Here is a 22588-nt window from a genome sequence, read left to right on the forward strand (position 1 = left end):
GCAATACTTCACCGCTGGCCTATGCCAGCGTGACGCCGGCCACGGAGGCCAGGTATTTTTCCAGCACGGCCAGCTCGGCCACGGTGGGGGCGCCCTTGCCCGCGATGACGGCGTAAATGTGTCCCCTGAAACTGCCGCGCGGGTAGTAGCTGAGATAACCCCAGCCGATCAGCATCTGGCTGCACACACCCGGCGCCAGCGTGGCACTGGCGGTGCCCGCCTGCACCGAATTGATACGCAGCCTCTGCGCACCGGGTGCAGAGGTGAGCGCCATCACGGCAGGCACACCCGCAGTGAGTTTCGTGGCGCTGGTCAGCTGCACGGTCTGCCCCGCTGAGTCCACCCATTTGGCATACGGCTGGCTGTTGGTAAAACCCAGGTCCGAGGTGTAAAGCGTCTCGGTCTTTGAGGCCTGGAAAACAACGCCGGTATTGGTGGGCCCCGGAACACTTACCGCGGCAATGGCGAAATGGGGATCTTCAATGTTGTAGGGCACGCGGTTTTTCGGATTGGGCTGGATGCCGGCCATCGGCACTGATTTTTTGCACCAGAAGCCCGCCGTGTCGTAAACACTGTGGTCCGAATACTTTTTTCCGCCGGCGTTGACGCGCATCACCGGCGGCGCCATCGTGCCCATGTTGGGGCCGTCCCTGTTGATCCAGTTGATCATCTCCATGGCATTGCCGGGGCTGGAGCCGTAACCCGAATCCGACACCGCGCGCACCGCCTGCCCGGCCGCGGCGGGCGCACCCAGCAGGTAGTCGGTGTAGCCGTGGGTCATGTCCCATTTGCAGGCGTTGTATTTCGCGATGATGGCCAGCGCGGCATCGGCCAGGCTGGTGGCAGCGTAGGCCACCGGATCGGTCAGCGAGAACACCTTGCGCGGCGGCGGCACCTGGCCCGACAGCTGGCCGCCGCTGGTATAGGTCAGCGTAGCCACCCGATTGGCTGCCGGCGTGAAGGTAAAGGTGTCCTGGCCGTTGGCGCCCGCAGGAATGACAAGGCTGGACTTGCTCAACGTGCCTCCGTTGTTGGAGGCCACCATCAGCGTCACGGGTTGCGCCAGATTGCCGCGGGCATACACCGTAAACGTCAGCGGTGCACCGGCAGGTGAATAGCCAGGACCGTCGTCGTACACGGTGGCCTGCACAATACCCACCGCAGCCTTCATCGGCCCCGAGACCAGCGGCTCGAGCGTGCGGTTCTGGTGCCAGCCCGGCACATGATTGATGGCGTAGTTGTGGATGGGCCAGTGGTTGCCCCCCATCCAGCTATAGACCTCGCAGTTGACCTGGCGCGCATAGTTGACGGCCTGGGCAAACATGGTTTGCCACCGCGTGTCGTCAATCGGCATGCCGATCTCGGTGAGCGCCAGCTTCGCGCCCCGGGCCTGTACCCAGTCGGCCGCAATCTTCAAGCGGTCCATGCCCGTGGAAGCCTTGATAGGGCCGACACCAAAACCCGCGCTGTAGTTCTTGGCGACTTCCGTGTCGTAATCGAAAGAGGCACCGTTGCCGAAGGCATCAAGGTAGACGTGGACTTCATACACGAGGTTGGCGCCTGTGACCGGGAAGCCCGGGTTCTTGGTGCCCAGCGATATGGCCGCGCTGTACTGGTTGCCGCCCACATAAATGGGGTTGACGGGATCTATGGCCCGGATCGCATTGATGGCGGCTTGTGAATACGCCGCCATGATCGCCAGGTCTTCACCGCCCTTCACGGTTTCTTCATCCGAGGCGATAAGGCCACCCGGCTTGGGCAAATCGTGCGGTTCGTTCATGAGGCCATAGCCGCCGAAGCCCGGGTGGTTCTTCCACTTCGTGGCGGCACGCGCCCAGAAATCCGCAAACTGGGACTGCTTGAGTGTGGCGCCTGCGGTCAACGAAAAAATCCTTACCTGCACCTGGCTTGCATCGGTGGTGTAGGGCCGCAGCAGCGGGTCGGACGGCACCGTCAGGCCAAGTACGGATCCGTCGGCCTGAAATTTGAAATCCTGGTAGCGCCCGTAGTTATGGTTGTCGATGATGCACTTCATACCCGCCGCCGCATGGGCATCCAGCACACCGGTGATATAGGCTTCATACGCAGCGTGGAAAACACCCGGATTGCCGATCGCCGCTTTGGCCGCAGCGTTGGCCACTGTGTCATGCAGCATGGGCTGCAGCAGCTCCCATTGAATGGGCAGCCTGTTTTTGGTGAAGCCGCAGGCGGCGAGATAATCCACGTCGGCCTTGCGCGGCACGGTGAAATGGATGTTGGTTGCAGAACTCGTGTTGCGCCGCAAGCCGGTTTTTGCCCATTCCATGCCGGAGAGATTGGTCCCCATCGCTGGCGAGCCGGCCGCAGCAAGAGGCGCTGCGGCCTGGGCAAGCCGGGCCATCATGAAAGGCCCAAAGGCGGCCACCGCGCCAGCCGCCACGGCGGCCTGCGAAAATTCACGTCTATGCATCGGGGTGCGCTCCTGTTCGTCCAAAGACCTCAGGTTAAACCCCGTATTGCGGCTTCATTACAGTTTGAATCAACACAGCGTCCCGCTTACATTTGGGCCCCTGTCAGGCCTGACAGGTTACCGGCGCAGTGCAAGCAAGAGACAGCGAGGTCAGCGACAATAGCCGCAGATAAATTCTTGACCGTCATTGCGCCCCGCCCTGGTGCGTTTCCAATGGCGGTTTTAACAGTGCCGTTTGGGTGCAAGGCCTTCCACCTTGTTACTGATACACAAAGCGGCTTGACTTCATTTCATTCATGACAAAAAGTTTCTTCCGGGCAGCCCTGGTGCTGGGTTTGCTGTCCGCCATCGGCCCTTTCGCCATCGACATGTACCTTCCCGCGCTGCCCTCCATCGGGCACAGCCTGGGCGCCTCCATGGGCGCGGTGCAAGCCAGCCTGATGGCGTTTTTCATCTCCCTCGGCATTGGGCAAATCATCTACGGCCCGGTCTCCGACATGGTGGGCCGCAAGCCGCCGCTGTACTTCGGCCTGCTGCTGTTTGCCGCCGGCAGCATCGGCTGCGCGCTGGCGCCTGACATCCAGACGCTGGTGGTGCTGCGCTTCATCCAGGGCCTGGGCGCCTGCGCCGGCATGGTGGTGCCGCGCGCGGTGGTGCGGGACCTGCATACCGGCCACGACGCCGCGCGCCTCATGTCCCTGCTGATGTTGGTCTTCAGCGTCTCGCCCATCCTGGCGCCGCTGGCCGGCAGCTTCCTCATTGAGGCCTTCGGCTGGCGCAGCGTGTTCTGGGCCGTCACCGTGGCCGCCGCTGCAGGGTTGGTGCTGGTGGCCTTCACTCTGCCGGAAACGCGACCGCCCGAACAACGCGTGCACAGCAGCTTTGGCAGCGCATTGACCGCCTACGGCGTGCTGCTGCGCGACCGCCATTTCATGGGCCTGGTGTTCATCGGCGCTTTCGGCATCTCGAGCTTTTTTGCCTACCTTGCCAACTCGTCCTTTGTGCTGATCAACCACTACGGCCTGACACCGCGCCAGTACAGCATCGCCTTTGCAGTCAACGCAGCCTCCTTCATCGGGGTTTCGCAGTTCACCGGCAAGCTGGCTGCGCGTTTCGGGCTTGTGCCCATCGTGAAAGTGGCCGTGACGGGTTATGCCGCCGTGATGGCCCTGCTGCTGGTGCTGAACCTGGTGGGCATCGAAAGGCTGGACGTGATGATCGCGCTGATGCTGGTGGGCTATGGATTTCTGGGCTTGGTGGTTCCAACCACCGCCGTACTGGCACTGGAAGAACACGGCGCCATAGCCGGCACGGCCTCGGCCCTCATGGGCACCTTGCAGTTTGTCACCGGCGCGGTGGTGATGGCGGTGGTGGGCGTGTTTGTAGACGGCAGCGCCCGCCCCATGGTGGCCGGCATCGCCGGATGCGCCTTGCTGGCGTATGTCACGGCACGCGTGACGCTGGGCGGCAAGCGCGCTGCCACTGCGCCGGCGCACTAGCGCCTCGCGAAAAGACGCACCTAACGGGCTTGTTGCATGCGCAGCCGCCGCGCTGACTCTTCAGCACGCGCATCGTCGATCTCACCCATCACGGCGCCGAGGTTGACCGGCCCGGTCTTGTGGGCAAAGCGGCCCGTCAGCACCGTCTCGGGCTGCAGCACGCCGCGCTGGTACAGGTCCCAGATCTCGCTGCCGTAGTCGGTTTGCAGCAGCTCCGGCGCAAAGCGGCCGAAGAAGCCGCGCAGGTTGGCCACGTCGCGCAGCAGCATGCGGCCCGCGTGGTTGTTGCCGGCAGCGTCCACCGCCTGCGGCAGGTCGATGATGACCGGGCCGGGCTGGCCGTCCGTCACACCGAGCAAGATGTTGAATTCCGACAAATCGCCGTGCACAACACCGGCGCACAGCATGCGCACCACTTCCGTGAGCAGCGTGGCGTGGTGCTGGCGGGCATCTTCGGGCGTGAACTCCACGTCGTTCAGGCGCGGTGCGGCATCACCGTGCTCGTCGGTCACCAGCTCCATCAGCAGCACGCCATCGCAAAAGTTGTGCGGCTTGGGTACACGCACACCGGCAGCAGCCAGCCGGTACAACGCATCGACCTCGGCGCTTTGCCAGGCCGCCTCGGTGGCCTGCCGGCCGAAACGCGTGCCCTTGGCCATGGCGCGCGCCTGCCGGGTGTTCTTGACCTTGCGGTTTTCGGTGTAGTCCACCGCCTGGCGAAAGCTGCGCTCGGTGGCGTCCTTGTAGACCTTGGCGCAGCGTGTTTCGTCGCCGCAGCGCACCACGTACACCATGGCCTCCTTGCCGCTCATCAGTTGCCGTACCACGGTATCGATCAGGCCTTCTTCGAGCAGCGACTGCAGCCTCTTGGGTGTTTTCATGGTGCCATTGTGCGCCGGGCTCATCCTCCTGCCGCCAGCACCAGCTGCGACAGGCGTTTGACGAGAGGGTCCAGCAGCTCCGTCGCGGTGTTCCCGTAGCCCAGCACAAGGCCGTTGTCTTCAGGCGCCGGCGCCATGGCAAACGAGGAAAGCGGCATGGGCGCCATCCCGTACCGCCGGGCAGCTTCCGCAATGCGAGCGTCCGCAAAATCCCGCGGCAGGCGGACAGCCAGGTGCAGGCCGCCCTGCCCGCCTTCAATGACGTGCGGAACGCGCAGGTGCCGTGTCAGTGCTTCCCGCAGGGCATGCTGGCGCTCACGGTACAGCCTTCGCATCCGGCCCAGGTGCCGCACAAACTGCCCGGATTCGATGAAGCCGGCCATGGCAAGCTGCTCATGGCTGTGGCCGCCGCGAAGCATCTCGCGCAAGGCGTCCTGCGCTGAAGCCAGCAGTGGCTTTGGCATGACCACGAAACCCAGGCGCAACGAGGGGAACATGGTTTTGGAAAACGTGCCGACGTAGAGCACAGGCGCATCGGCCACCAGGCCCTGCATGGCGCCTATGGGTTCGCCGGTATGCCGGAATTCGCTGTCGTAGTCGTCTTCAATGATCCAGGCGCCGTGCGTGCGCGCGGCAGACATCAAGGCCAGGCGGCGTGCCACCGACATCACCACGCCAATCGGGTACTGGTGCGAAGGCGTCGTGTAAATCAGCCGTGGCGTGCGTGAGCGCCAATCCGCCGCGCCGATGTGCAGGCCTTCGCCATCCATGCGCTTGGGCACGATGCGCAGGTCACCCGCATGCATCGCTGCCTTGGCGCCGCGGTAGCCCGGGTCTTCCACCCAGGCCGTGTCGCCCGGGTTGGTCAGCAGGCGCACGCACAGCATAAGCGCCTCCTGCGCGCCTTCCGTCACGATGACCTGCGCCGGCTCGCAATGCACGCCGCGCGTGATTGCCAGGTGGCGCGCAATGGCGGTGCGCAGTTCAGCCTGACCGAAAGGGTCGCCGTAATGCAGCGCCGCCGGCAAGGCCTCACGCACCGCGCGGTCCAGCGTGCTGCGCCAGACGGCCAGCGGAAAGTGGGAAAGGGCCGGCACGCCGGGTCGCAGGGCGGTGCTGGTGTCGAGCCGTGCGGGGCCCGAGCGAATGCGGGACAGGCGCAGTGCCACACGGGATGGCGCGGTGGCCTCGGGCTGCGCCTGCTGCGTGGCCGGGCGCAACACAGCCGCCACGGTGCTTCCCTGCCGGTCGGCGCGGACATAGCCTTCGGAAACCAGGTGTTCGTAGGCAATCGCCACGGTATTGCGCGAGACCGACAGGGTTTGCGCCAATGCGCGCGAACCGGGCAGGCGGCTGCCCGCAGCCAGCTGGCCCTTGAGGATGGCCTCCTTGAGCCTGCGGTAAAGCTGGCGCTGCAAAGGCTCGGCGTCGGACCTGTCCAGCGGGGCTTCCAGGAAACCCTGCGGGGCGGAGTGCTTTGGAGCGGACTTGTTAGCGGACTGGGTGGAGGGCATCGCGCAAGGGTTGTTGAACGGCAAAGAATTTGGTCGCAGATCGTGGCACCACGAAATAACCACTTTATGGCACTTTATGAAGAGCCACAAAGATCTTAACCTAGGCGATCAAACTCACAGGAGCATCGATGACCACACGCACAAACGCCTACGGGCAACCCATTGGCGAAGCCATGCAGGGCTGGACAGCAAGGCAAAGGCCGCCACGCATCACACTCGAAGGCCGGTATTGCCGCCTCGAGCCGCTGGACGCCAGGCGCCATGGCGACGACCTGTTCACCGCCTACGCCGCCGCACCCGACGGCCGGGCCTGGACCTACTTGGCCCCCGAGCCATTTACCGCGCGCAGCGATTTCGATGCCTACCTCGAACGCAACGCAGCCAGCGCCGACCCTTTGCATTACACGGTCGTGGACGCCGGCACCCAGCGCGCGGTCGGGACGCTGTCGCTGATGCGCATGGACACCGCCAACGGCGTCATTGAGGTCGGGCACGTGATCTTCTCGCCGCTGCTGCAGCGCAGCCGCGCCTCCACCGAAGCCCAGTACCTGCTGATGAAGCTGGTCTTCGAAACGCTCGGTTACCGCCGCTACGAGTGGAAATGCGACAGCCTCAACGCGCCGTCGCGCAGCGCGGCCGCCAGGCTCGGTTTCAGCTTCGAAGGCGTTTTCCGGCAGCTCCTCGTCTACAAGAACAGGACGCGCGACACCGCCTGGTTTTCCATCATTGACGGTGAATGGCCGCTCTTGAAGAAAGCCTTCGACAGCTGGCTTTCGCCGGGTAATTTTGATGCGCAGGGTGCGCAGGTTCTGGCGCTCACTGACATTCGCAGCCGCCTGATGCACAAAGCCCCCGCTGCGATGGCAGCCTGACGGCAGCACCACACAAGGGGGTTTCTTTTCGCCGCGAACTCCAGGACGGCGCCGGGTATGTATTTCCCGGCGCCGTACCGAAAGTTCAGTTCAGCACCAGTTGCGCGATGACACCGGTGGCGATGGCGATGAGTGCATAGTCCGCACCCACCTGCACCCACTGCTGGCCACGCGGCGGCGCATGGAGGCGATGCCCGCGCCAGTCATTCACCACATACTGACGGCCGCGGTACTCATTCGGGATGCGGCCACCACGGTAGAACTGCGGGCTGTGACCATCGAAGTGGCGGTCATTGCGGGCGTAACGGCGATCGTCACGATGGTCAAAACCGCGCCCGCCACGATCGTCTGCACGGGCGTCTGCACGACCATGACCGGGACCATAGCCGGGACCATCGTCGCGACTGTAACCGGGACCGACAGACCCGCGCTGCTCAACACGAGGCGACTCACCGCGCTGGCCGCGCCCTTCGTAGCCTTGCGCAAACGAGAGCGAGGCAAAGCCCAGCGACGCTGCGGCGATGGCACACACAATGGCTTTTGATTTCATGATCGACTCCTTTGGATGGAAGAGCCCTCATGGTGTTCCGGCGAAGTGTCGGCGCAGCAAAGCCGCGGGAGTGTTTGTGTAAAGCCCGGTTGCAATCTGTGCCGAACTCAGGTCTTGGCCTTTCAAGCCAGTACGGGCAAAGGCAAGCGCGCGGAAGGCTTGTCACTCTCGCCAAGTTGCAGCAGCTGAGCCAGCCATTCATCAACCAGCATCGGATCATTCACCGTCTTGATCGCCTGGTAAGCCACTTCCGCTTCAGGAAAACGCCGCCGCAAAAAATTCAGCCACTGCTTGAGGCGCCCTGCCCTCGCGCGTGTCTCAAGCCGTGAGCAGACGATGTGCCAGAACTCGGCGATCAGCGGCAGCAGCGTGGGCCAGCTCACGGCGGCATGGTGCTCACCGGCCATGTCGGCCTTGATCGCCAGCCCCAGACCCGGGTCGCGCACCGCGCCGCGGCCGATCATCAGCACATCGCAACCCGAAGCTTCACGGCAGCGCCGCGCATCTTCCACTGTCCATATCTCGCCGTTGGCCACCACCGGAATCCTGACTGCTGCGCGGATGTCGGCGATGCGCTCCCAGTAGGCGGGCGGCTTGTAGGCCTGGGCTTTGGTGCGGGCGTGCACCACCAGTTCGCCGGCGCCACCGGCTTCGATGGCGAGCGCGCATTCCACGGCACGCGCATCGTCTTCGTAGCCCAGCCGCATCTTGGCCGAGACGGGCATGCCGGCCGGCACCGCCCGGCGAACCGCGCCGACAACGGCCGTCAGGGTTTCGGGCTCACGCAGCAGCGATGCACCTCCGCCGTGGCGATTGACCACCGCGGCCGGGCAGCCAAAGTTCAGGTCAATGCCTGCCGGACCAAGGCTTGCGAGCCGCGCGGCATTCTCGGCCATGCAGCCCGGGTCGGAGCCCAGCAGCTGCGCACGCACCGGCACACCGGCCAGCGTGCGGCCGCCGTGGTGCAGCTCGGGCACGATGCGATAGAACACACGCTCGGGCAACAGCTGGTCGGTGATGCGGATGAATTCAGAGACGCAGCGGTCGATGCCGCCGACCCGCGTGAGGATGTCGCGCAGTACAAAATCCAGCAGCCCTTCCATCGGGGCCAGCAGGACGGTAGCGCGTGGTTCAGTACTCATCCCAGCCAGCTTCTGGTTTCTATTTGGCGGCCAATCGCCACAAGGACGTGACTTCTGCCGCGCGCGCTGCATGCAGCGCATCGCTGGCGTCGGAGGCCTTGGGGTGATGCGGCTGCGCGTCCAGGCGGTCCACCACCTTGAGGCCCGCTGCATCGATCGCCGCCAGCAGCCAGGCGCGCGTGCGCAGGCCCAGGTGCTCGGCAATATCCGACAGGATCAGCCAGCCCTCGCCTTTGGGCTCCAGGTGCGCCGCCAGGCCGTTGAGGAAACCCAGCAGCATGCGGCTGTCTTCGTCATACACCGCATGCTCCAGCGGCGAGCCGGGGCGCGCCGGCAACCACGGCGGGTTGCAGACGATGATGTGCGCCTTGCCTTCGGGGAACAGGTTGGCCTCGCGTACCTCGACTTGCGGAAAGCCCAGGCGCTTGAGGTTGTCGCGCGCACAAGCCAGCGCACGCGGGTCCTGGTCGGTGGCCACCACGCGCTGGATGCCGCTGCGCAGCGCCAGCACGGCGGCCAGCACGCCGGTGCCGGTGCCGATGTCAAAACCGGTCAGGTCATCGGTACCTTCAGGCACGGGTGCCTGGGCCACCAGGTCGATGTATTCACCGCGCACCGGCGAGAAAACGCCGTAGTGCGGATGGATGCGGTTGTGCGGCCCGTCTTCACCCAGCGCGGGAATGGGCACGCCCTTGCGGCGCCATTCGTGCGAGCTGATGAAACCCATCAGCTCGCGCAGCGATGCGACGGAGGGCACTGCGCCATCCCTGGATGGTCCCCAGGCTTCGGCGCAGGCTTTTTTTGCATCCGGTGCGCGGCGCAAGGGGATGCTGTAGTCCGCGTCAAACGGAATCAGCACCATGCCCAGCACACGGGCGCGCTGCGCCTGGGACTGACGGTGCAGGTGAAAGGCTTCCGGAAAAACCGGTGCGGCTGCTGAAGCCTGGGTGCTGGCTTCCCCGGCCTTCTGGTCTTTCACGCGTTTCTCTCGCTTGGGTTTGGCCGGTTTGTCGACGCGGCGCGCCAGCGCCTGCAACAGCAGCCGGGCATTCTGGAAGTCGCCGCGCCAGAGCAGGCCCGTGCCTTCACACGCCAGGCGGTAAGCCGCGTCAGCCGCGAGGGTGTCGTCAGCGATCACCACGCGCTTGGGCGGCGGCGCACCGCGCTCGGAACGCCAGCGCGCAGAACGCGCTTCGCCGCCCTCCGTCCAGTGGATGGTGGCGGGCTCAGCAGAAGAAGCAACGGGAGCGGCAGGTGAAACGGGTATCAGGGGCATCAGGGGCATCAGGGGCAGACACAAAGAAGAACAAAGAGGAAAGCCAAGTGTTTTAACAGATGGCCGCCCCCAGCGGCTGCAAGCGCTACCTAATCACTATCAATTTAATAGCTGCTCGCGCACATCCTGATTGCCTCTCAGGCACTTTCGATCCTGAAAAAACGGCTTTTTGAGGGTCTCCAGGCTGTTTTGGGCGCTCAACAGGCTCCAAAAAAGGCTTCCAGAGCACTTTTCAGGCCATTTTCAAGAACGATTTAGGCCTCAAGCCAAATAGGGACGGGCGCCAGCAGCTATGAATTAGATAGCAACGACAGACAGAGGGCGCTCCCCTCCTCACCAGCAGGAGCCGCGGAACTGGCTTCGCCAGGCCGCAGGCGCCGTCCCCTGCAAGGGAAGAGCCTCAAAAGGGGGTGTACCAATCTTCACCAGCAGGGGCCGGGGTCCGGCTTTGCCGGCCCCAAGGCGCCTGTCCCCTGCAAGGGGAGAGGAGGCTACACGAAGTGAGCCTCAGCAGGGGTGTTCAAACTGTCCAACCGCCACCCAGCGCCCGAATCAGCCCCACCGTTGCCAGGTACTGCGCGGTCTTGACCTGCAGCGCCTGGCGGCGGTTGCGCAGTTCGCTGCGCTGCGCGTCCAGCAGTTCGAGCTGGCTGACAAAACCATTGCGGTAGCGTGAATCCGACAGCACCGTGGCGCGTGTGGCCGAAGCGACGGAACGCGATTGCGCTTCCGACTGCTCGGCCAAAAGGCGCAGGGCCGAGAGCTGGTCTTCCACGTCCTTGAAGGCGACGAGGATCTGTTCACGGTAATTGGCCAGGGCGATGTCAAGTTCGGCATTCGCGTTCTGCACGCCGGCCTTGCGGCGTCCGCCGTCAAAGATCGGCAGCGAGAGCAACGCGCCCACGCCCCATGCCTGGGTCGAGACCTTGAACAGGTCCTTGATCTCGGGCGCGGCATAACCGGCGTTGCCTGTCAGCGAAAAGGTCGGGAACCACGCAGCCTGGGCGACACCAACGCGAGCCTGCGCGGCCTGCATGGTGCTTTGCGCGGCAGACACATCGGGCCTGCGCTCCAGCACGGTGCTGGGCACGCCGGCCGGTATCACCGGCAAGGCCGTCGACCATTCAGCAGGCGCGACGGCAAAGTTCGACGCTACCTCACCGACCAGCACAGCCAGGGCATGCTCCAGCACGGCGCGGCGCTGGTCGAGTGCCAGTGCATCAGACTCGGTTGAGGCGACCTCGGTGCGCACGCGGGCTACGTCCAGCTCGGCCACATCGCCCTCCTTGAAGCGCACTTCCGTCAGGCGCAGCGTGTTGCGGTAAGCCTGCAGCGTGTCGCGCACCAGCGTGCGCTCGGTGTCGAGCGCGCGCAGGTTGAGGTAGGTCTGCGCCACATCGGCCTGCACCAGCAGCTGGGTGCTGCGCAGCAAGGCCTCGCGCGATTTCGCGTCCAGCGATGCGGCGTCCGAGTTGAGCGACAGCTTGCCGATCAAATCGACTTCATACGAAAAGTTGGCGGCGGCTGTGACCGTGGTCTGCGCGACGCGGTTGGTGGTGATGTTGCTCTGGCGCACGGCGCCCCCGCTCAAGCCCACTTGCGGCAGGCGGTCGGCATCGGTGTTGCGCAGGATGGCGCGCGCCTGGGCCAGCCGGCCCGCGGCCACCTTGACGCTGTTGTTGTTGGCGCCGGCCTGCTCGACCAGCAGGTCGAGCACCGGGTCGGCGAACGCCTTCCACCAGGTGCCTTGTGATTGCGGAGCGGTTGCTGCAGGCGCCGCCGCGACGGCGGCAGCGTTTTCCTTGTAGGCGGAAGGCGCAGCCGGAATGCTCGCCGGGTCAACCGACGCGCTGGTGGCGCAGCCGGCCAGCACCAGGGCGGCCAGCAAAGGCAGCAGCGCGGTGCGCAGTTTGGACGTTGTGTGGTTCATGATGAACTCCTGTACCTTTGATGCTTGTTGTTATTCGTGAAGCTTGAGGGGCGCTGCCGGCTGCGCGTGCGCACCTGCACCACCACTGCCCGCGAAGGCCTCGACGTGCGGCACTTCGCCATGCAGCTTGAGCGGACGGTTGCCCGTGAGGCGGCGCAGCGTGACGTAGAAAACCGGCGTGAGGAAGAGACCGAAAGCCGTCACACCAATCATTCCCGAGAACACCGCCACACCCATGGCGTGGCGCATTTCGGCACCGGCACCGGAGGACAACACCAGGGGCAGCACGCCCATGATGAACGCCAGCGAGGTCATCAGGATGGGGCGCAAACGCAGGCGGCTCGCTTCAATCGCGGCCTGCAGCGGCGTGCGCCCGGCAAACTCCAGCTCGCGCGCAAACTCCACGATCAAAATCGCGTTCTTCGCCGACAACCCCACCAGCACGATCAAGCCGATCTGCGTGAAGATGTTGTTGTCGCCGCCGGTCAGCTTCACGCCCAGCATGGCGGCCAGCAGGCCCATGGGAACGATCAGCACGATGGCGATCGGCAACGTCAGGCTTTCGTACTGCGCAGCGAGCACCAGGAAGACCAGCAGCAGCGCCAGCGGGAACACCCACATGGCCGAATTGCCGGCGATGATTTCCTGGTACGTGAGGTCCGTCCACTCGTAGCTGATGCCGGGTGGCAGGGTTTCAGCCGCGATGCGGGCGACCGCATCCTGCGCCTGGCCCGACGAATAACCGGGCGCGGCGCCGCCGTTGATGTCGGCCGACAGGAAGCCGTTGTAGCGCATGGCGCGTTCGGGGCCGAAGCTGGGCGTGACTTTCATCAGTGCCGACAGCGGCACCATTTCGCCGGTGGCCGATCGCACCTTCAAGAGGCCGATGTCTTCAGCGCGGGCGCGGTAAGGTGCATCAGCCTGCACCCGCACGGAATATGTGCGGCCGAACTTGTTGAAGTCATTGGCGTACAGGCTGCCCAGGTAAATCTGCATGGTGTCGAACACGTCAGTCACCGGCACGCCGAGCTGGCGCGCCTTGGTGCGGTCGATGTCGGCATACAGCTGCGGCACATTGACCTGGAAGCTTGAGAACATGCCCGCCAGCTCAGGTGTCTGGTACGCCTTGGCCATGAAGGCCTTGGTGGCGGCGTCCAGCGCGGCATAACCGAGCGAGCCGCGGTCTTCCAGCTGCAGCTTGAAGCCGCCGGTGGTGCCCAGGCCCTGCACGGGCGGCGGCGGGAACATCGCAATGAACGCCTCCTGGATACCGCCGAATTTTCCATTGAGCTGGCCGGCGATGGCGCCTGCACTCAGGTCGGCGGTGGTGCGCTGGTCAAACGGCTTGAGCGAGAGAAACACGATGCCCGAGTTGGAGCTGTTGGTGAAGCCGTTGATCGACAGGCCAGGGAAAGCAATCGCGTGTTCCACGCCGGGTTGTTTCATGGCGATGTCGCTGATCTTGCGGATCACGTCTTCGGTGCGGTCCAGCGTGGCGCCGTCGGGCAACTGGGCAAAACCGATCAGGTACTGCTTGTCCTGCCCGGGCACAAAACCGCTGGGCACTGCCTTGAAGAGGCCTGCCGTGGCGAGCACCAGCACCAGGTAGACACCCAGCATGATGGCCTTGCGCGAAATCGCACCCTTGACACCGCGGCTGTAGTTTTCGGAACCGCGGCTGAACAGGCGGTTAAAGCCTGCGAAGAAGCGGCCGAACACCTTGTCCATGCCGCGGGTCAGCGCGTCTTTCGGTGCGTCGTGGCTCTTGAGCAGCATGGCCGCCAGCGCAGGCGAAAGGGTCAGCGAATTGACGGCCGAGATCACGGTCGAGATCGCGATGGTCAGTGCGAACTGCTTGTAGAACTGGCCCGAGAGGCCGGTGATGAAAGCCAGTGGCACAAACACGGCGATCAGCACCAGGGCAATCGCGATGATGGGCCCGGACACCTCCCGCATGGCGCGGTAGGTGGCGTCGCGCGGACTCAAGCCCGCCTCGATGTTGCGTTCGACGTTCTCCACCACCACGATGGCGTCGTCCACCACAATGCCGATGGCCAGTACCAACCCGAAGAGGCTGAGCGCGTTGATCGAAAAACCGAACAGGTGCATCACCGCAAACGTGCCGATGACGGAAATAGGCACGGCCAGCAGCGGAATGATGGAAGCGCGCCATGTCTGCAGGAAGATGATCACGACCAGCACCACCAGGGCCACGGCTTCGAGCAGCGTATGCACCACGGCCTCGATGGACGAGCGCACAAACTGCGTGGTGTCGTAGACGATTTCGTAGTCCACGCCTTCAGGCATGCTCTTTTTCAGGTCCTTCATCACGGCCTGCACATCGTCGGAGATCTGGATGGCGTTGGAGCCCGGCGCGGCGAACACCGGCACGGCCACAGCCTGCTTGTTGTCCAGCAGCGAACGCAGGGCGTAATCCGAAGCACCAAGCTCCAGGCGGGAGATGTCACGCAGGCGCGTCACGGCGCCGCCCTTGTCGGTCTTGACGATGATGTCGCCGAACTCTTCTTCGCTTTGCAAGCGGCCCTGGGCATTGATGGACAGTTGCATATCCACGCCGGGCAGGCCGGGGGATGCGCCCACGACGCCGGCGGCGGCCTGGATGTTCTGCTCGCGGATGGCGCGCACCACGTCGCCAGCGGACAAACCACGCTCAGCCACTTTTTGCGGGTCAAGCCAGACGCGCATCGAATAGTCGCCCGAACCGAACAGCTGCACCTGGCCCACGCCGTTGATGCGCGCCAGGCGGTCCTTGACATTGAGCACCGCGTAGTTGCGCAGGTAGGTCATGTCGTAGCGGTCGTTGGGTGACAGCAAGTGCACCACCATCGTGAGGTCGGGTGAGCTCTTGATCGTGGTAATGCCCAGGCGGCGCACTTCTTCGGGCAGGCGCGGCTCGGCTTGCGAGACACGGTTTTGCACGAGCTGCTGCGCCTTGTCGGGGTCAGTGCCGAGCTTGAAGGTGACGTTCAGCGTCATCAGGCCGTCGGTCGTGGCCTGGCTGCTCATGTAGAGCATGCCGTCGACGCCGTTGATGGCTTCTTCCAGCGGCGTGGCGACGGTCTCGGCGATCACCTTGGGGTTGGCGCCGGGGTAGTTGGCGCGCACCACTACCGTGGGCGGCACAACGTCCGGGTATTCGGCGATCGGCAGCGAGCGCAGCGCGATCAGTCCGGCAATGAACATCAGCAGCGACAGCACGCCGGCAAAGATCGGCCGGTCAATAAAAAATTTGGAAAGATTCATGGCAATTCTTCTGGTTCAGGTGAAGGAGCGGCTCAGGACTTGGCCGCGACCTTCACGGCTTTTTCGGTGAGTTCCGACTTGGCGGTCATCTCGACCGGCTGCGGCGTGATCAGCGCTCCTGGGCGGATGCGCTGCAGGCCGTTGACCACAATGCGGTCGTTGGCGGCCAGGCCGCTTTTGACGACACGCAGGCCATCGACGGAAGCGCCCAGCGTGACTTCGCGGTACATCGCCTTGTTGTCGGCGCCGACCACGAGCACAAACTTCTTGTTCTGGTCGGTGCCGACGGCGCGCTCGTTGATCAGCAATGCCTTGCCTTTGGTGGCCTGGCCCATGCGGATGCGCGCGAACTGGCCGGGAATCAACTGGCCATCCTTGTTGTCGAACACGGCGCGTGCGCGCACAGTGCCGCTTCGGGCGTCCACCTGGTTGTCAACCAGTTGCAGCTTGCCTTCAAACGGCGTGTCGGTGCTCGCGGCGGTGCCCATTTGCACCGGAATGCGGTCCAGGTTGCGGCCGCCCGCGATACCGGCGTTGGTGCCCTGCACATCCTTGAGCGCCTTGACCACGACCTGCTCGTCGGCGTCGAAGCTCGCATAAATCGGGCTCACGGACACCAGTGTGGTCAGCACGGGTGCGCCCGGTCCTGCTGCGACCAGGTTGCCCACCGTCACTTCGAGCTTGCCGACGCGGCCGGCCACCGGGGCGCGGACCTGCGAATAGCCCAGGCTCAGCTGCGCCGTTTGAAGGGCTGCCTGCGCGGCGCGCAGGTTGGCGTCGGCTTCACCCTTGCCGTTGGTGCGCTCGTCAAACTCGCGTTTTGAAATGGCCTGCTCGCCCCACAGGCGCTGTGAGCGCTCGTGTTCGCCCTTGGCCTGGGCCACACGGGCCTGCGCCGCGGCCACCTGGGCTTCGGCGCGCGCCACTTCGGCGGCGTAGGGTGCCGGGTCAATCGTCAACAGCAGGTCGCCCTTTTTGACCAACGCGCCTTCGCGGAAGTGCACGGCCTGGATGGTGCCGGCCACGCGCGAGCGGATGTCCACGCGCTCGACCGCTTCCAGCCGGCCCGAAAACTCATCCCAGGCGGAGACGTCGCTTTGCACGACGGTGGCCACCGATACCGGCGTGGCCTGCGGCTCGGCAGGCGCACCCGACTGGGCACGCGTGCCCGAAACGCCGAAGATGACGGCCGTCACGCCCGTCAATGCCAGTACGGCCACGACGGTTGCCAGCAAACGGCGCTTGTTGTTGTGCAGATGAATCGATGTCATGGTGAAACCCCTCAAAAGAAAAGTAAAAAAAGGAACTGTGAAACTCAGGAATGGGTCGCATGCGCGGCCAGCGCATCAGCGAAAAAACGGGTGTACTGCTCATGCAGGACAGGGCCCCAAGCAGCCTTGTGGTCGCAAGGCTGCAGATAGCTGCAGGGCCAGCCGGTCGGCACCGGCAACACGGTCTCGTGCGCAACCAGGCCTGCGGCGCGCAGCCGTGCGGCGTAGGCCAGCGTTTCGTCGCGCAGCGGGTCGTCCTGCGCCGTGATGAGCAGCGTCGGTGCCAGGCCGGCCAGGCGGAATGCGGCGCCGGGTGCAGCGTAAGGGTGGCTTGCGTCTTCGGCCCGGGGCAGGTATTTGTGCCAGCCGTCGGCCCAGGTGCAGCCCACTGGCCCGGCTTCGGCGTCGCGCAGCGAAGCGGTCGCAAGGCATGGGTCCAGCATCGGCGACATCAGGATCTGCCCCGCCAGAGCCGGCTCATGCTGGTCACGCGCCATCAGCGCCACGGCTGCAGCGATATTGCCACCGGCCTCTTCGCCGGCCACAAAAACCGGCGCACCGACGCCGACCAGCTTGTGGCGGGCCTTGGCGGCCCAAACCAGCGCGGCATAACCTATTTCGACTGCATTGGGGAAAGGGTGCTCTGGCGCCAGCGGATAGTCCAGCGACATCACCACTGCGCCGGCTTGGGCCAGCAGCCCGGCTACGCAGGAACCGCCTTCCAGGGATCCGCCCACAAACGCGCCGGCATGGAAATGCACCACCAGGGGTGAAACGCCCGTGCCGCTGCGGCGGCCGTAAAAACGCACGTCCAGCGGCTTTTTCAGTGCCAGCTGGATCTGTTTTTCCACCCAGGGAGGGGGGCTTTTGTCGGCGCCTGCGGGGACGGGCTGTGGGCTGTTCATCTTGGCGAGCCGCACGCGGCTCCTCTTTGTTGCAATGCAGCAGAAGATACGCGCGGCAGGTCGCTTAATAAATAGCCGTTTTGTTTATACTTTATTTCACCAGTGCAACAATGAGGGGTAGCAAGCAGGCTTCTCCTCTGAAAATCACGGCCCCCCATGAAAGCTCCCATGAACATCCGAGCGCGGAGTTTCATCCTTCCCTGTGGGGCAAGGTCAATTGGGAGTGGGCAATCCCGGAAAGTTCTCAGGGCTATTTCGCGCCCCGCACCTGAACCGGCTGGGCTGGTCACAATCGCCCCTCGCCGTTTTGCCGATGAGCCCCTGTTGGCAGATGCACCTCTTCCCCGGCAGCCATTTTTAATTACCGCCCCGTATCCCTCTTGCGGCGCCCGCCAGGCAAGGCACGCGCTGACGGCCCTCACCAGAACAGGACTCTTTCATGGATAAATTTTCCGCAATGCAGGCCTTTGTACGGGTTGTGGAGGCCGGCACGTTTACCAAAGCGGCAGATTCCATGGGTATGCCCAAGCCCACGGTGACGCGCCTGATCCAGACACTGGAGCAGTCACTGGACACCAAGCTGCTCAACCGCACCACGCGCAAAGTCACGGTGACGGCCGACGGTGCGGCTTACTACGAGCGCGCGGGCCGCCTTCTGGGCGAAATGGAAGAGCTTGAGTCGAGCATGTCGCGCGCCAAGGCCAGCCCGCGTGGCCGGCTCAAGGTGGACATTCCCTCTTCACTGGGCCTTGCGGTGGTGATTCCGGCCCTGCCCGACTTTTATGCGCGTTACCCGGACATCCAGCTGGAGCTTGGCGTAAGCGACCGGCCGATCGACATCCTTGCAGAAAATGTCGACTGCGTGATCCGCGGCGGGCAGATCACAGACCAATCACTGGTGGCGCGCCGCATCGGCGAGTTTTATTTGATGTCCTGCGCTTCACCCGCCTACCTCAAACGCCACGGCGTGCCGCAGCACCCGCGCGAGCTGCAGGCGCACAAGCTGATCCGCTATTTTTCGCCGCGCGACGGCAAGCTTTACACCGTCAACCTGCAAAAAGACGGCGAGGTGGTGGAGATCGGCGGGCACCACCAGCTGTCGGTCAATGACTCGAACGCAGGTGTGGCGGCGGCGCTGGCGGGCCTGGGTATCCTGCAGACGCTCACCTTCCTGGTTCAGCACCATATCAGCAGCGGTGCGCTGGAACCCCTGTTCAACGGCTGGTGCTCCGAGGCCAAGCCCATTCATGTGGTGTACCCACCCAACCGCCACCTGAGCAACAAGGTGCGTGTTTTTGTCGACTGGATCGCCGACCTGTTCGCCAAACACGACCTGATACAGCGCAAGAGCAGCTTGCCGCAATAAACGCGGCAGACGACGCGACAGCCGCTACACCGAATGCATCGGCATTTTCCGGCGTCCCCAGCTTCCTACAGCTGGCGTCATCCGCAGACTACACCGCAGGACAACCCGCGGGAGTAAGGTCAGTGGCTGTCCCGCGTTTGCACGCCTGCGTTCATACACCGCCTTCCTTCCCTGCGAAAGACCACCCATGCCAAGACCCAAAGTTGCCGCGCCCGATACCGAGAGCCGAAAGGCACTGGAGCAGCGCGCGCGGGAAGCAGCCATGCCCGCACCACCCCGTGAAAAAGGCCGCTGGCCATTTCCGGTGCCGGACGACCAGCCCGCCGGCAAAACTGAAGGCCGCCACGAGGAACCGGAAAAGGCGGCCAAGCCAGGAAAGTGCGGCGACTAACTGCCGGATTCTCCATTCGCTCTCTTCTCTTCTGTGTCAGCGGCGCGCCAGGACGCGCTTGACCAGCACGGCAACAAACAGCACCAGCGCACCGGCGATCAAGCCTGTGAGTGCGTCCATCAACAGCGGCGTGAGCGCGGCCAGCAAAGCACCTGCTCCGCCTATGGCCGACGCTTTTTGTGCGAGCAGCTCGATCGCGTGATGCAGCGGCGCAAAGCCGTGCGTCAGAATGCCGCCGCCCACCAGGAACATCGCGATGGTGCCTGCCACAGAAAGGCCTTTCATGAGCCAGGGAGCGGTCAGCAGGATGGCGCGGCCTGCGCCGCGCTGCAAGCGGCCCAGGGCGCCGCCTCCTTCACGCTGGCTGAGGTAAAGCCCGCCATCGTCCAGCTTCACGATGCCTGCCACCAGGCCATAAACCCCCACCGTCATCAGGAGGGCGATACCGCCCAGAACAGCCACCTGCGTCACGAAGGGACTGGCCTGCACGGTGCCCAGCGTGATCGCGATGATTTCAGCGGACAGGATGAAGTCGGTGCGGACCGCGCCCTTGATCTTGTCTTTTTCAAGCGCCAGCACGTCTACGTCCGGGTTGGTCAGTGCGGCAGTCAGCGCCTCATGCTCGGCCGCCTGTTCGTCTGCGCTGTGCATGAATTTATGCGCGAGTTTTTCAAACCCCTCGTAACAGAGAAATGCACCGCCCACCATCAGCAGCGGCGTGACGGCCCACGGTATGAACGCGCTGATAGCCAGCGCGGCCGGTACCAGGATGGCCTTGTTGACGAAGGAACCTTTGGCCACAGCCCAGACCACCGGCAACTCCCGGTCTGCCTTGACCCCTGAGACCTGCTGGGCGTTGAGCGCCAGGTCATCACCCAGCACGCCGGCGGTTTTCTTGGCGGCCACCTTGGAAAGCAGCGCTACGTCATCAAGGATGGTGGCGATGTCGTCGATCAATGCGAGAAGGCTGCTGGCCATATGTAGGTTCCGTGTGCCGGCGCAAGGCCGAAGGGGTGAGCAAAACTTGCAAGGCCCGGCCGTGATGAGCCCGGCCGGCAGGAGTCCGGTGCTGCTGTTATGCGTTGTGGTGGCACCGAAGGCGAAGGCCTACTGTACCCAAATCCAGCGCAACAAAAAGCCGCCCCGCAGGCGGCTTTGGATGGGCGTCAGAGCGCTAGATGCTCAGCGCGCCGTGAGCCGTCCCAGGATAAAACCCAGCGCCAGGGCGGCACCGACAGCCTCCAGGGGCCTTTCCTGAACCCACGATTTCGAGGCGTCAATGGCCCGGCCTGGCGCTTCAGTCACCCGGCGGGTCTGGTCGGCAAAGCGGTCAGCCACAGTGCTGGCACCGCTGGCCAGCTTGTCGACGCCTTCGTGCGCGGCGGAAGACGCGCGGTCTACCGCACTGCGGGCCGGCTCAGCCACCTTGTCAATGCCGCTGTGGAGCGCTGCTCCGGCAGACTCGACGCCTCGCTGCAGAGGGTTGTCAGTACCGGAAGCCGTACCGGTGGAGGCTGTGGTTTTGTCCATGATGCTTCTTTCAAAAAAATTCCGCAAAATACCTCTGGGATCTATCTGAGCCTCGGTGATGACGGGCTCATGGTCGTCCAGAGGTGTCTGCCGACATTAAGCGGCGGCAGGCATGCGGACTGTGCGCAGCCGGATACGCTGCATGTAGGACAAGAGAGTGTTGTGCGCGCCGCGCGGTTGTCGGCCCACACTGACAGGAAAAAGGCCGCTTGGCTTGGCAGCCCCTGTCGCAGTTGCCCGCATCATCGTCCTGAACTCACAAGCCAAAGGCATCCAGGCCAGGCACCGTTGATAAACGCCCTTCCAACGTTTTTGAAACTCCAAGGAGAAGCACAATGCCCAGAATTGGACGACCCGCCCTCAGAACCGGCGCAACCGACAACGGCCAGCCGCGTAACGGCCCACCCGAGGAAGGTCTGGATGAAGACGACGCACTGGAGCTGCCGGTGGAGCCCGATGAAGGGATGCCGCTGATTCCTGATGACGATGAGCGGGTGGTGAATGTGCCGTCGTGAGATGGCGCTCTTCTCTTGAGGCCTGGTTTGTTCTGTCGTTGCGCTTTTTGCTGAGTGCGGCTGGCCGGGGGTTGCCCGGCATGCAACTCACTTTCTTTTGCTTCGCCAAAAGAAAGTAAGCAAAGAAAAGGCGACCCTGGTTCCTGCGTCCCTCCGCTTCGCTGCGGGCAACCTGCGGTGCTCGGTCCAGCCGGGGTCAAAAACAACTCGCTTCGCTCAAACAAGTTTTTGCCCTGATCCGTCTGGACCTCCGCTCCTCGGCGCATCCACAAGGGGGTAGGAGAAGGATACCGAACACCCGAACGCCTGAAGAAACAAGGACACGCCATGGCGTGTCCTTGTTGGTATTGGAGTTGGTATTTGTCTTCAGTCCCCCCTCCCGATTAGCCCTTCTGTATGCGCCGAGGAGCGCAGGTTCAGGCGGATCAGGGATCGCGATTGTCTGAGCGAAGTGCAACGTAGCGAGTTCGAGCGAGACCCCGCCTGGACCGAGCACCGCAGGTTGCCCGCAGCGAAGCGTAGGGACGCAGACAGCAGGGTCGCCTTTTCTTTTGCTTACTTTTCTTTTGGCGAAGCAAAAGAAAAGTGAGTAGCTGCCGGGCTACCCCCGGCCAGCAACCCTCAGCAAAGAGCGCACCGCCGGAGCAAGAGCCGGCCTAGCTCAGACGAATGTCAGACGCTCAATCAACCAATCGCTTGAGCCGGATCTCTTCCAGCTTGGCACTGCCAAAAGCCACAGTCTTGAGCGATGGCATCTCGCGCTTGAACCCCGCCGCGTGTTCATAAAATCGCAGCGCACGCTCATTGCGCAACAGCACCCACAACGTTACCTGCGTGCAACCCTCTTCTTTCAGGCCCTCGCGCGCGCCGTCCCACAGGGCCAGGCCTGCGCCCTTGCCCCAATGTTCGGGCAGCACATACAGCGCCCAGATCTCACCCACTGTTGATTTGGTGCCGGCATCGCGGGAACGGTCAAAGCCGACGAAGCCCACGATCTCATCTCCGTCCGTGGCCACCAGCAGTTGCGGCTCGCTGAATTCGATGGCTTCGCGCCAGTAAGGCAGGCGTTTTTCTACCGTGATCTTGCCGAGGTAGTCCTCGGGCATGAGGTCTTTATAAGCGGCCTGCCAGGTGGCGACATGAATTTCGGCAATGGTTTTGGCATCACGGGGCGTAGCGGGACGGACGGAATAGCTGGACATGAAAAAAATCGCTTGTGAATCGGTGCGGGAA

Annotated in this window: 17 protein-coding genes and 1 pseudogene; 5 read left to right on the forward strand and 13 right to left on the reverse strand. The window is 63.9% G+C overall.

The genetic code is table 11. The features are described 5' to 3' along the window. Positions 1–19: 19 nt before the first annotated feature. Positions 20–2449 (reverse strand): cellulase family glycosylhydrolase, encoded by a 2430-nt coding sequence (locus tag ACXJKE_RS03515; protein ID WP_457279181.1) that lies wholly within the window; start codon positions 2447–2449, stop codon positions 20–22. A gap of 296 nt (positions 2450–2745) precedes the next feature. Here ACXJKE_RS03515 and ACXJKE_RS03520 point away from each other — a divergent pair, with 296 nt between their 5' ends. After that, a complete protein-coding gene (locus tag ACXJKE_RS03520; protein WP_457279182.1) occupies positions 2746–3948 on the forward strand; it encodes a multidrug effflux MFS transporter in 1203 nt (400 codons plus the stop codon). 20 nt (positions 3949–3968) lie between these two features. Here the strand turns inward: ACXJKE_RS03520 and ACXJKE_RS03525 are convergent, their stop codons facing one another. Next, positions 3969–4829 (reverse strand): PA4780 family RIO1-like protein kinase, encoded by an 861-nt coding sequence (locus tag ACXJKE_RS03525; protein ID WP_457279183.1) that lies wholly within the window; start codon positions 4827–4829, stop codon positions 3969–3971. A 20-nt stretch (positions 4830–4849) separates the two neighbouring features. Then, on the reverse strand, positions 4850–6343 hold the full coding sequence (pdxR, locus tag ACXJKE_RS03530; protein ID WP_457279184.1) for a MocR-like pyridoxine biosynthesis transcription factor PdxR: 1494 nt from the start codon (positions 6341–6343) through the stop codon (positions 4850–4852). Positions 6344–6471: 128 nt separating this feature from the next. Between pdxR and ACXJKE_RS03535 the strand changes: the two are divergent. Continuing rightward, a pseudogene (locus tag ACXJKE_RS03535) lies at positions 6472–7203 on the forward strand (GNAT family N-acetyltransferase); the annotation flags it as partial. A gap of 97 nt (positions 7204–7300) precedes the next feature. Here ACXJKE_RS03535 and ACXJKE_RS03540 read toward each other — a convergent pair. The 7 genes from ACXJKE_RS03540 to ACXJKE_RS03570 form a co-directional block, all read right to left on the reverse strand. Next, a complete protein-coding gene (locus ACXJKE_RS03540) occupies positions 7301–7765 on the reverse strand; it encodes an RcnB family protein (protein WP_457279185.1) in 465 nt (154 codons plus the stop codon). 122 nt (positions 7766–7887) lie between these two features. Beyond that, a complete protein-coding gene (locus ACXJKE_RS03545; protein ID WP_457279186.1) occupies positions 7888–8907 on the reverse strand; it encodes a tRNA dihydrouridine synthase in 1020 nt (339 codons plus the stop codon). A gap of 19 nt (positions 8908–8926) precedes the next feature. Beyond that, positions 8927–10183: a methyltransferase gene (locus ACXJKE_RS03550; protein ID WP_457279187.1), complete on the reverse strand. Its 1257-nt coding sequence runs from the start codon at positions 10181–10183 to the stop codon at positions 8927–8929. 520 nt (positions 10184–10703) lie between these two features. Continuing rightward, on the reverse strand, positions 10704–12113 hold the full coding sequence (locus ACXJKE_RS03555) for an efflux transporter outer membrane subunit (protein WP_457279188.1): 1410 nt from the start codon (positions 12111–12113) through the stop codon (positions 10704–10706). Positions 12114–12143: 30 nt separating this feature from the next. After that, positions 12144–15377, reverse strand: a complete 3234-nt coding sequence (locus ACXJKE_RS03560; protein WP_457279189.1) for an efflux RND transporter permease subunit — start codon at positions 15375–15377, stop codon at positions 12144–12146. 32 nt (positions 15378–15409) lie between these two features. Then, on the reverse strand, positions 15410–16648 hold the full coding sequence (locus ACXJKE_RS03565; RefSeq protein ID WP_457279190.1) for an efflux RND transporter periplasmic adaptor subunit: 1239 nt from the start codon (positions 16646–16648) through the stop codon (positions 15410–15412). A gap of 44 nt (positions 16649–16692) precedes the next feature. Continuing rightward, entirely contained in the window at positions 16693–17568 is an 876-nt protein-coding gene (locus ACXJKE_RS03570) for an alpha/beta hydrolase (RefSeq protein WP_457279191.1), read from the reverse strand. Positions 17569–17992: 424 nt separating this feature from the next. Here ACXJKE_RS03570 and ACXJKE_RS03575 point away from each other — a divergent pair, with 424 nt between their 5' ends. Then, positions 17993–18919 carry a LysR substrate-binding domain-containing protein gene (locus ACXJKE_RS03575; RefSeq protein WP_457279192.1) on the forward strand — a complete coding sequence of 309 codons (927 nt, stop codon included), beginning with the start codon at positions 17993–17995 and terminating at the stop codon, positions 18917–18919. A gap of 187 nt (positions 18920–19106) precedes the next feature. Then, positions 19107–19310 carry a hypothetical protein gene (locus ACXJKE_RS03580; protein WP_457279193.1) on the forward strand — a complete coding sequence of 68 codons (204 nt, stop codon included), beginning with the start codon at positions 19107–19109 and terminating at the stop codon, positions 19308–19310. Positions 19311–19346: 36 nt separating this feature from the next. On the opposite strand, the gene ACXJKE_RS03585 is transcribed toward ACXJKE_RS03580, so the two are convergent. Both ACXJKE_RS03585 and ACXJKE_RS03590 read right to left on the reverse strand, forming a co-directional pair. Further along, positions 19347–20288, reverse strand: a complete 942-nt coding sequence (locus ACXJKE_RS03585; RefSeq protein ID WP_457279194.1) for a DUF808 domain-containing protein — start codon at positions 20286–20288, stop codon at positions 19347–19349. 204 nt (positions 20289–20492) lie between these two features. Beyond that, the gene (locus ACXJKE_RS03590; RefSeq protein ID WP_457279195.1) at positions 20493–20840 is read right to left on the reverse strand and encodes a DUF883 family protein; all 348 of its coding nucleotides are present in this window, start codon (positions 20838–20840) and stop codon (positions 20493–20495) included. 335 nt (positions 20841–21175) lie between these two features. On the opposite strand from ACXJKE_RS03590, the gene ACXJKE_RS03595 reads away from it, so the two are divergent. After that, positions 21176–21355 carry a hypothetical protein gene (locus tag ACXJKE_RS03595; RefSeq protein WP_457279196.1) on the forward strand — a complete coding sequence of 60 codons (180 nt, stop codon included), beginning with the start codon at positions 21176–21178 and terminating at the stop codon, positions 21353–21355. A gap of 680 nt (positions 21356–22035) precedes the next feature. Here ACXJKE_RS03595 and ACXJKE_RS03600 read toward each other — a convergent pair. Then, the gene (locus ACXJKE_RS03600) at positions 22036–22557 is read right to left on the reverse strand and encodes an N-acetyltransferase family protein (protein ID WP_457279197.1); all 522 of its coding nucleotides are present in this window, start codon (positions 22555–22557) and stop codon (positions 22036–22038) included. Positions 22558–22588: the final 31 nt, after the last annotated feature.

The organism is Polaromonas sp. P5_D5 (genome assembly GCF_054049435.1).

Coding starts and splice junctions, on each gene's coding strand:
- ACXJKE_RS03585 (WP_457279194.1), bottom strand. CDS start 20,288: ATGGCCAGCAGCCTTCTCGCATTGATCGACGACATCGCCACCATCCTT.
- ACXJKE_RS03575 (WP_457279192.1), top strand. CDS start 17,993: ATGGATAAATTTTCCGCAATGCAGGCCTTTGTACGGGTTGTGGAGGCC.
- ACXJKE_RS03515 (WP_457279181.1), bottom strand. CDS start 2,449: ATGCATAGACGTGAATTTTCGCAGGCCGCCGTGGCGGCTGGCGCGGTG.
- ACXJKE_RS03540 (WP_457279185.1), bottom strand. CDS start 7,765: ATGAAATCAAAAGCCATTGTGTGTGCCATCGCCGCAGCGTCGCTGGGC.
- ACXJKE_RS03560 (WP_457279189.1), bottom strand. CDS start 15,377: ATGAATCTTTCCAAATTTTTTATTGACCGGCCGATCTTTGCCGGCGTG.
- ACXJKE_RS03580 (WP_457279193.1), top strand. CDS start 19,107: ATGCCAAGACCCAAAGTTGCCGCGCCCGATACCGAGAGCCGAAAGGCA.
- ACXJKE_RS03545 (WP_457279186.1), bottom strand. CDS start 8,907: ATGAGTACTGAACCACGCGCTACCGTCCTGCTGGCCCCGATGGAAGGG.
- ACXJKE_RS03565 (WP_457279190.1), bottom strand. CDS start 16,648: ATGACATCGATTCATCTGCACAACAACAAGCGCCGTTTGCTGGCAACC.
- pdxR (WP_457279184.1), bottom strand. CDS start 6,343: ATGCCCTCCACCCAGTCCGCTAACAAGTCCGCTCCAAAGCACTCCGCC.
- ACXJKE_RS03600 (WP_457279197.1), bottom strand. CDS start 22,557: ATGTCCAGCTATTCCGTCCGTCCCGCTACGCCCCGTGATGCCAAAACC.
- ACXJKE_RS03555 (WP_457279188.1), bottom strand. CDS start 12,113: ATGAACCACACAACGTCCAAACTGCGCACCGCGCTGCTGCCTTTGCTG.
- ACXJKE_RS03590 (WP_457279195.1), bottom strand. CDS start 20,840: ATGGACAAAACCACAGCCTCCACCGGTACGGCTTCCGGTACTGACAAC.
- ACXJKE_RS03550 (WP_457279187.1), bottom strand. CDS start 10,183: ATGCCCCTGATACCCGTTTCACCTGCCGCTCCCGTTGCTTCTTCTGCT.
- ACXJKE_RS03525 (WP_457279183.1), bottom strand. CDS start 4,829: ATGAAAACACCCAAGAGGCTGCAGTCGCTGCTCGAAGAAGGCCTGATC.
- ACXJKE_RS03595 (WP_457279196.1), top strand. CDS start 21,176: ATGCCCAGAATTGGACGACCCGCCCTCAGAACCGGCGCAACCGACAAC.
- ACXJKE_RS03520 (WP_457279182.1), top strand. CDS start 2,746: ATGACAAAAAGTTTCTTCCGGGCAGCCCTGGTGCTGGGTTTGCTGTCC.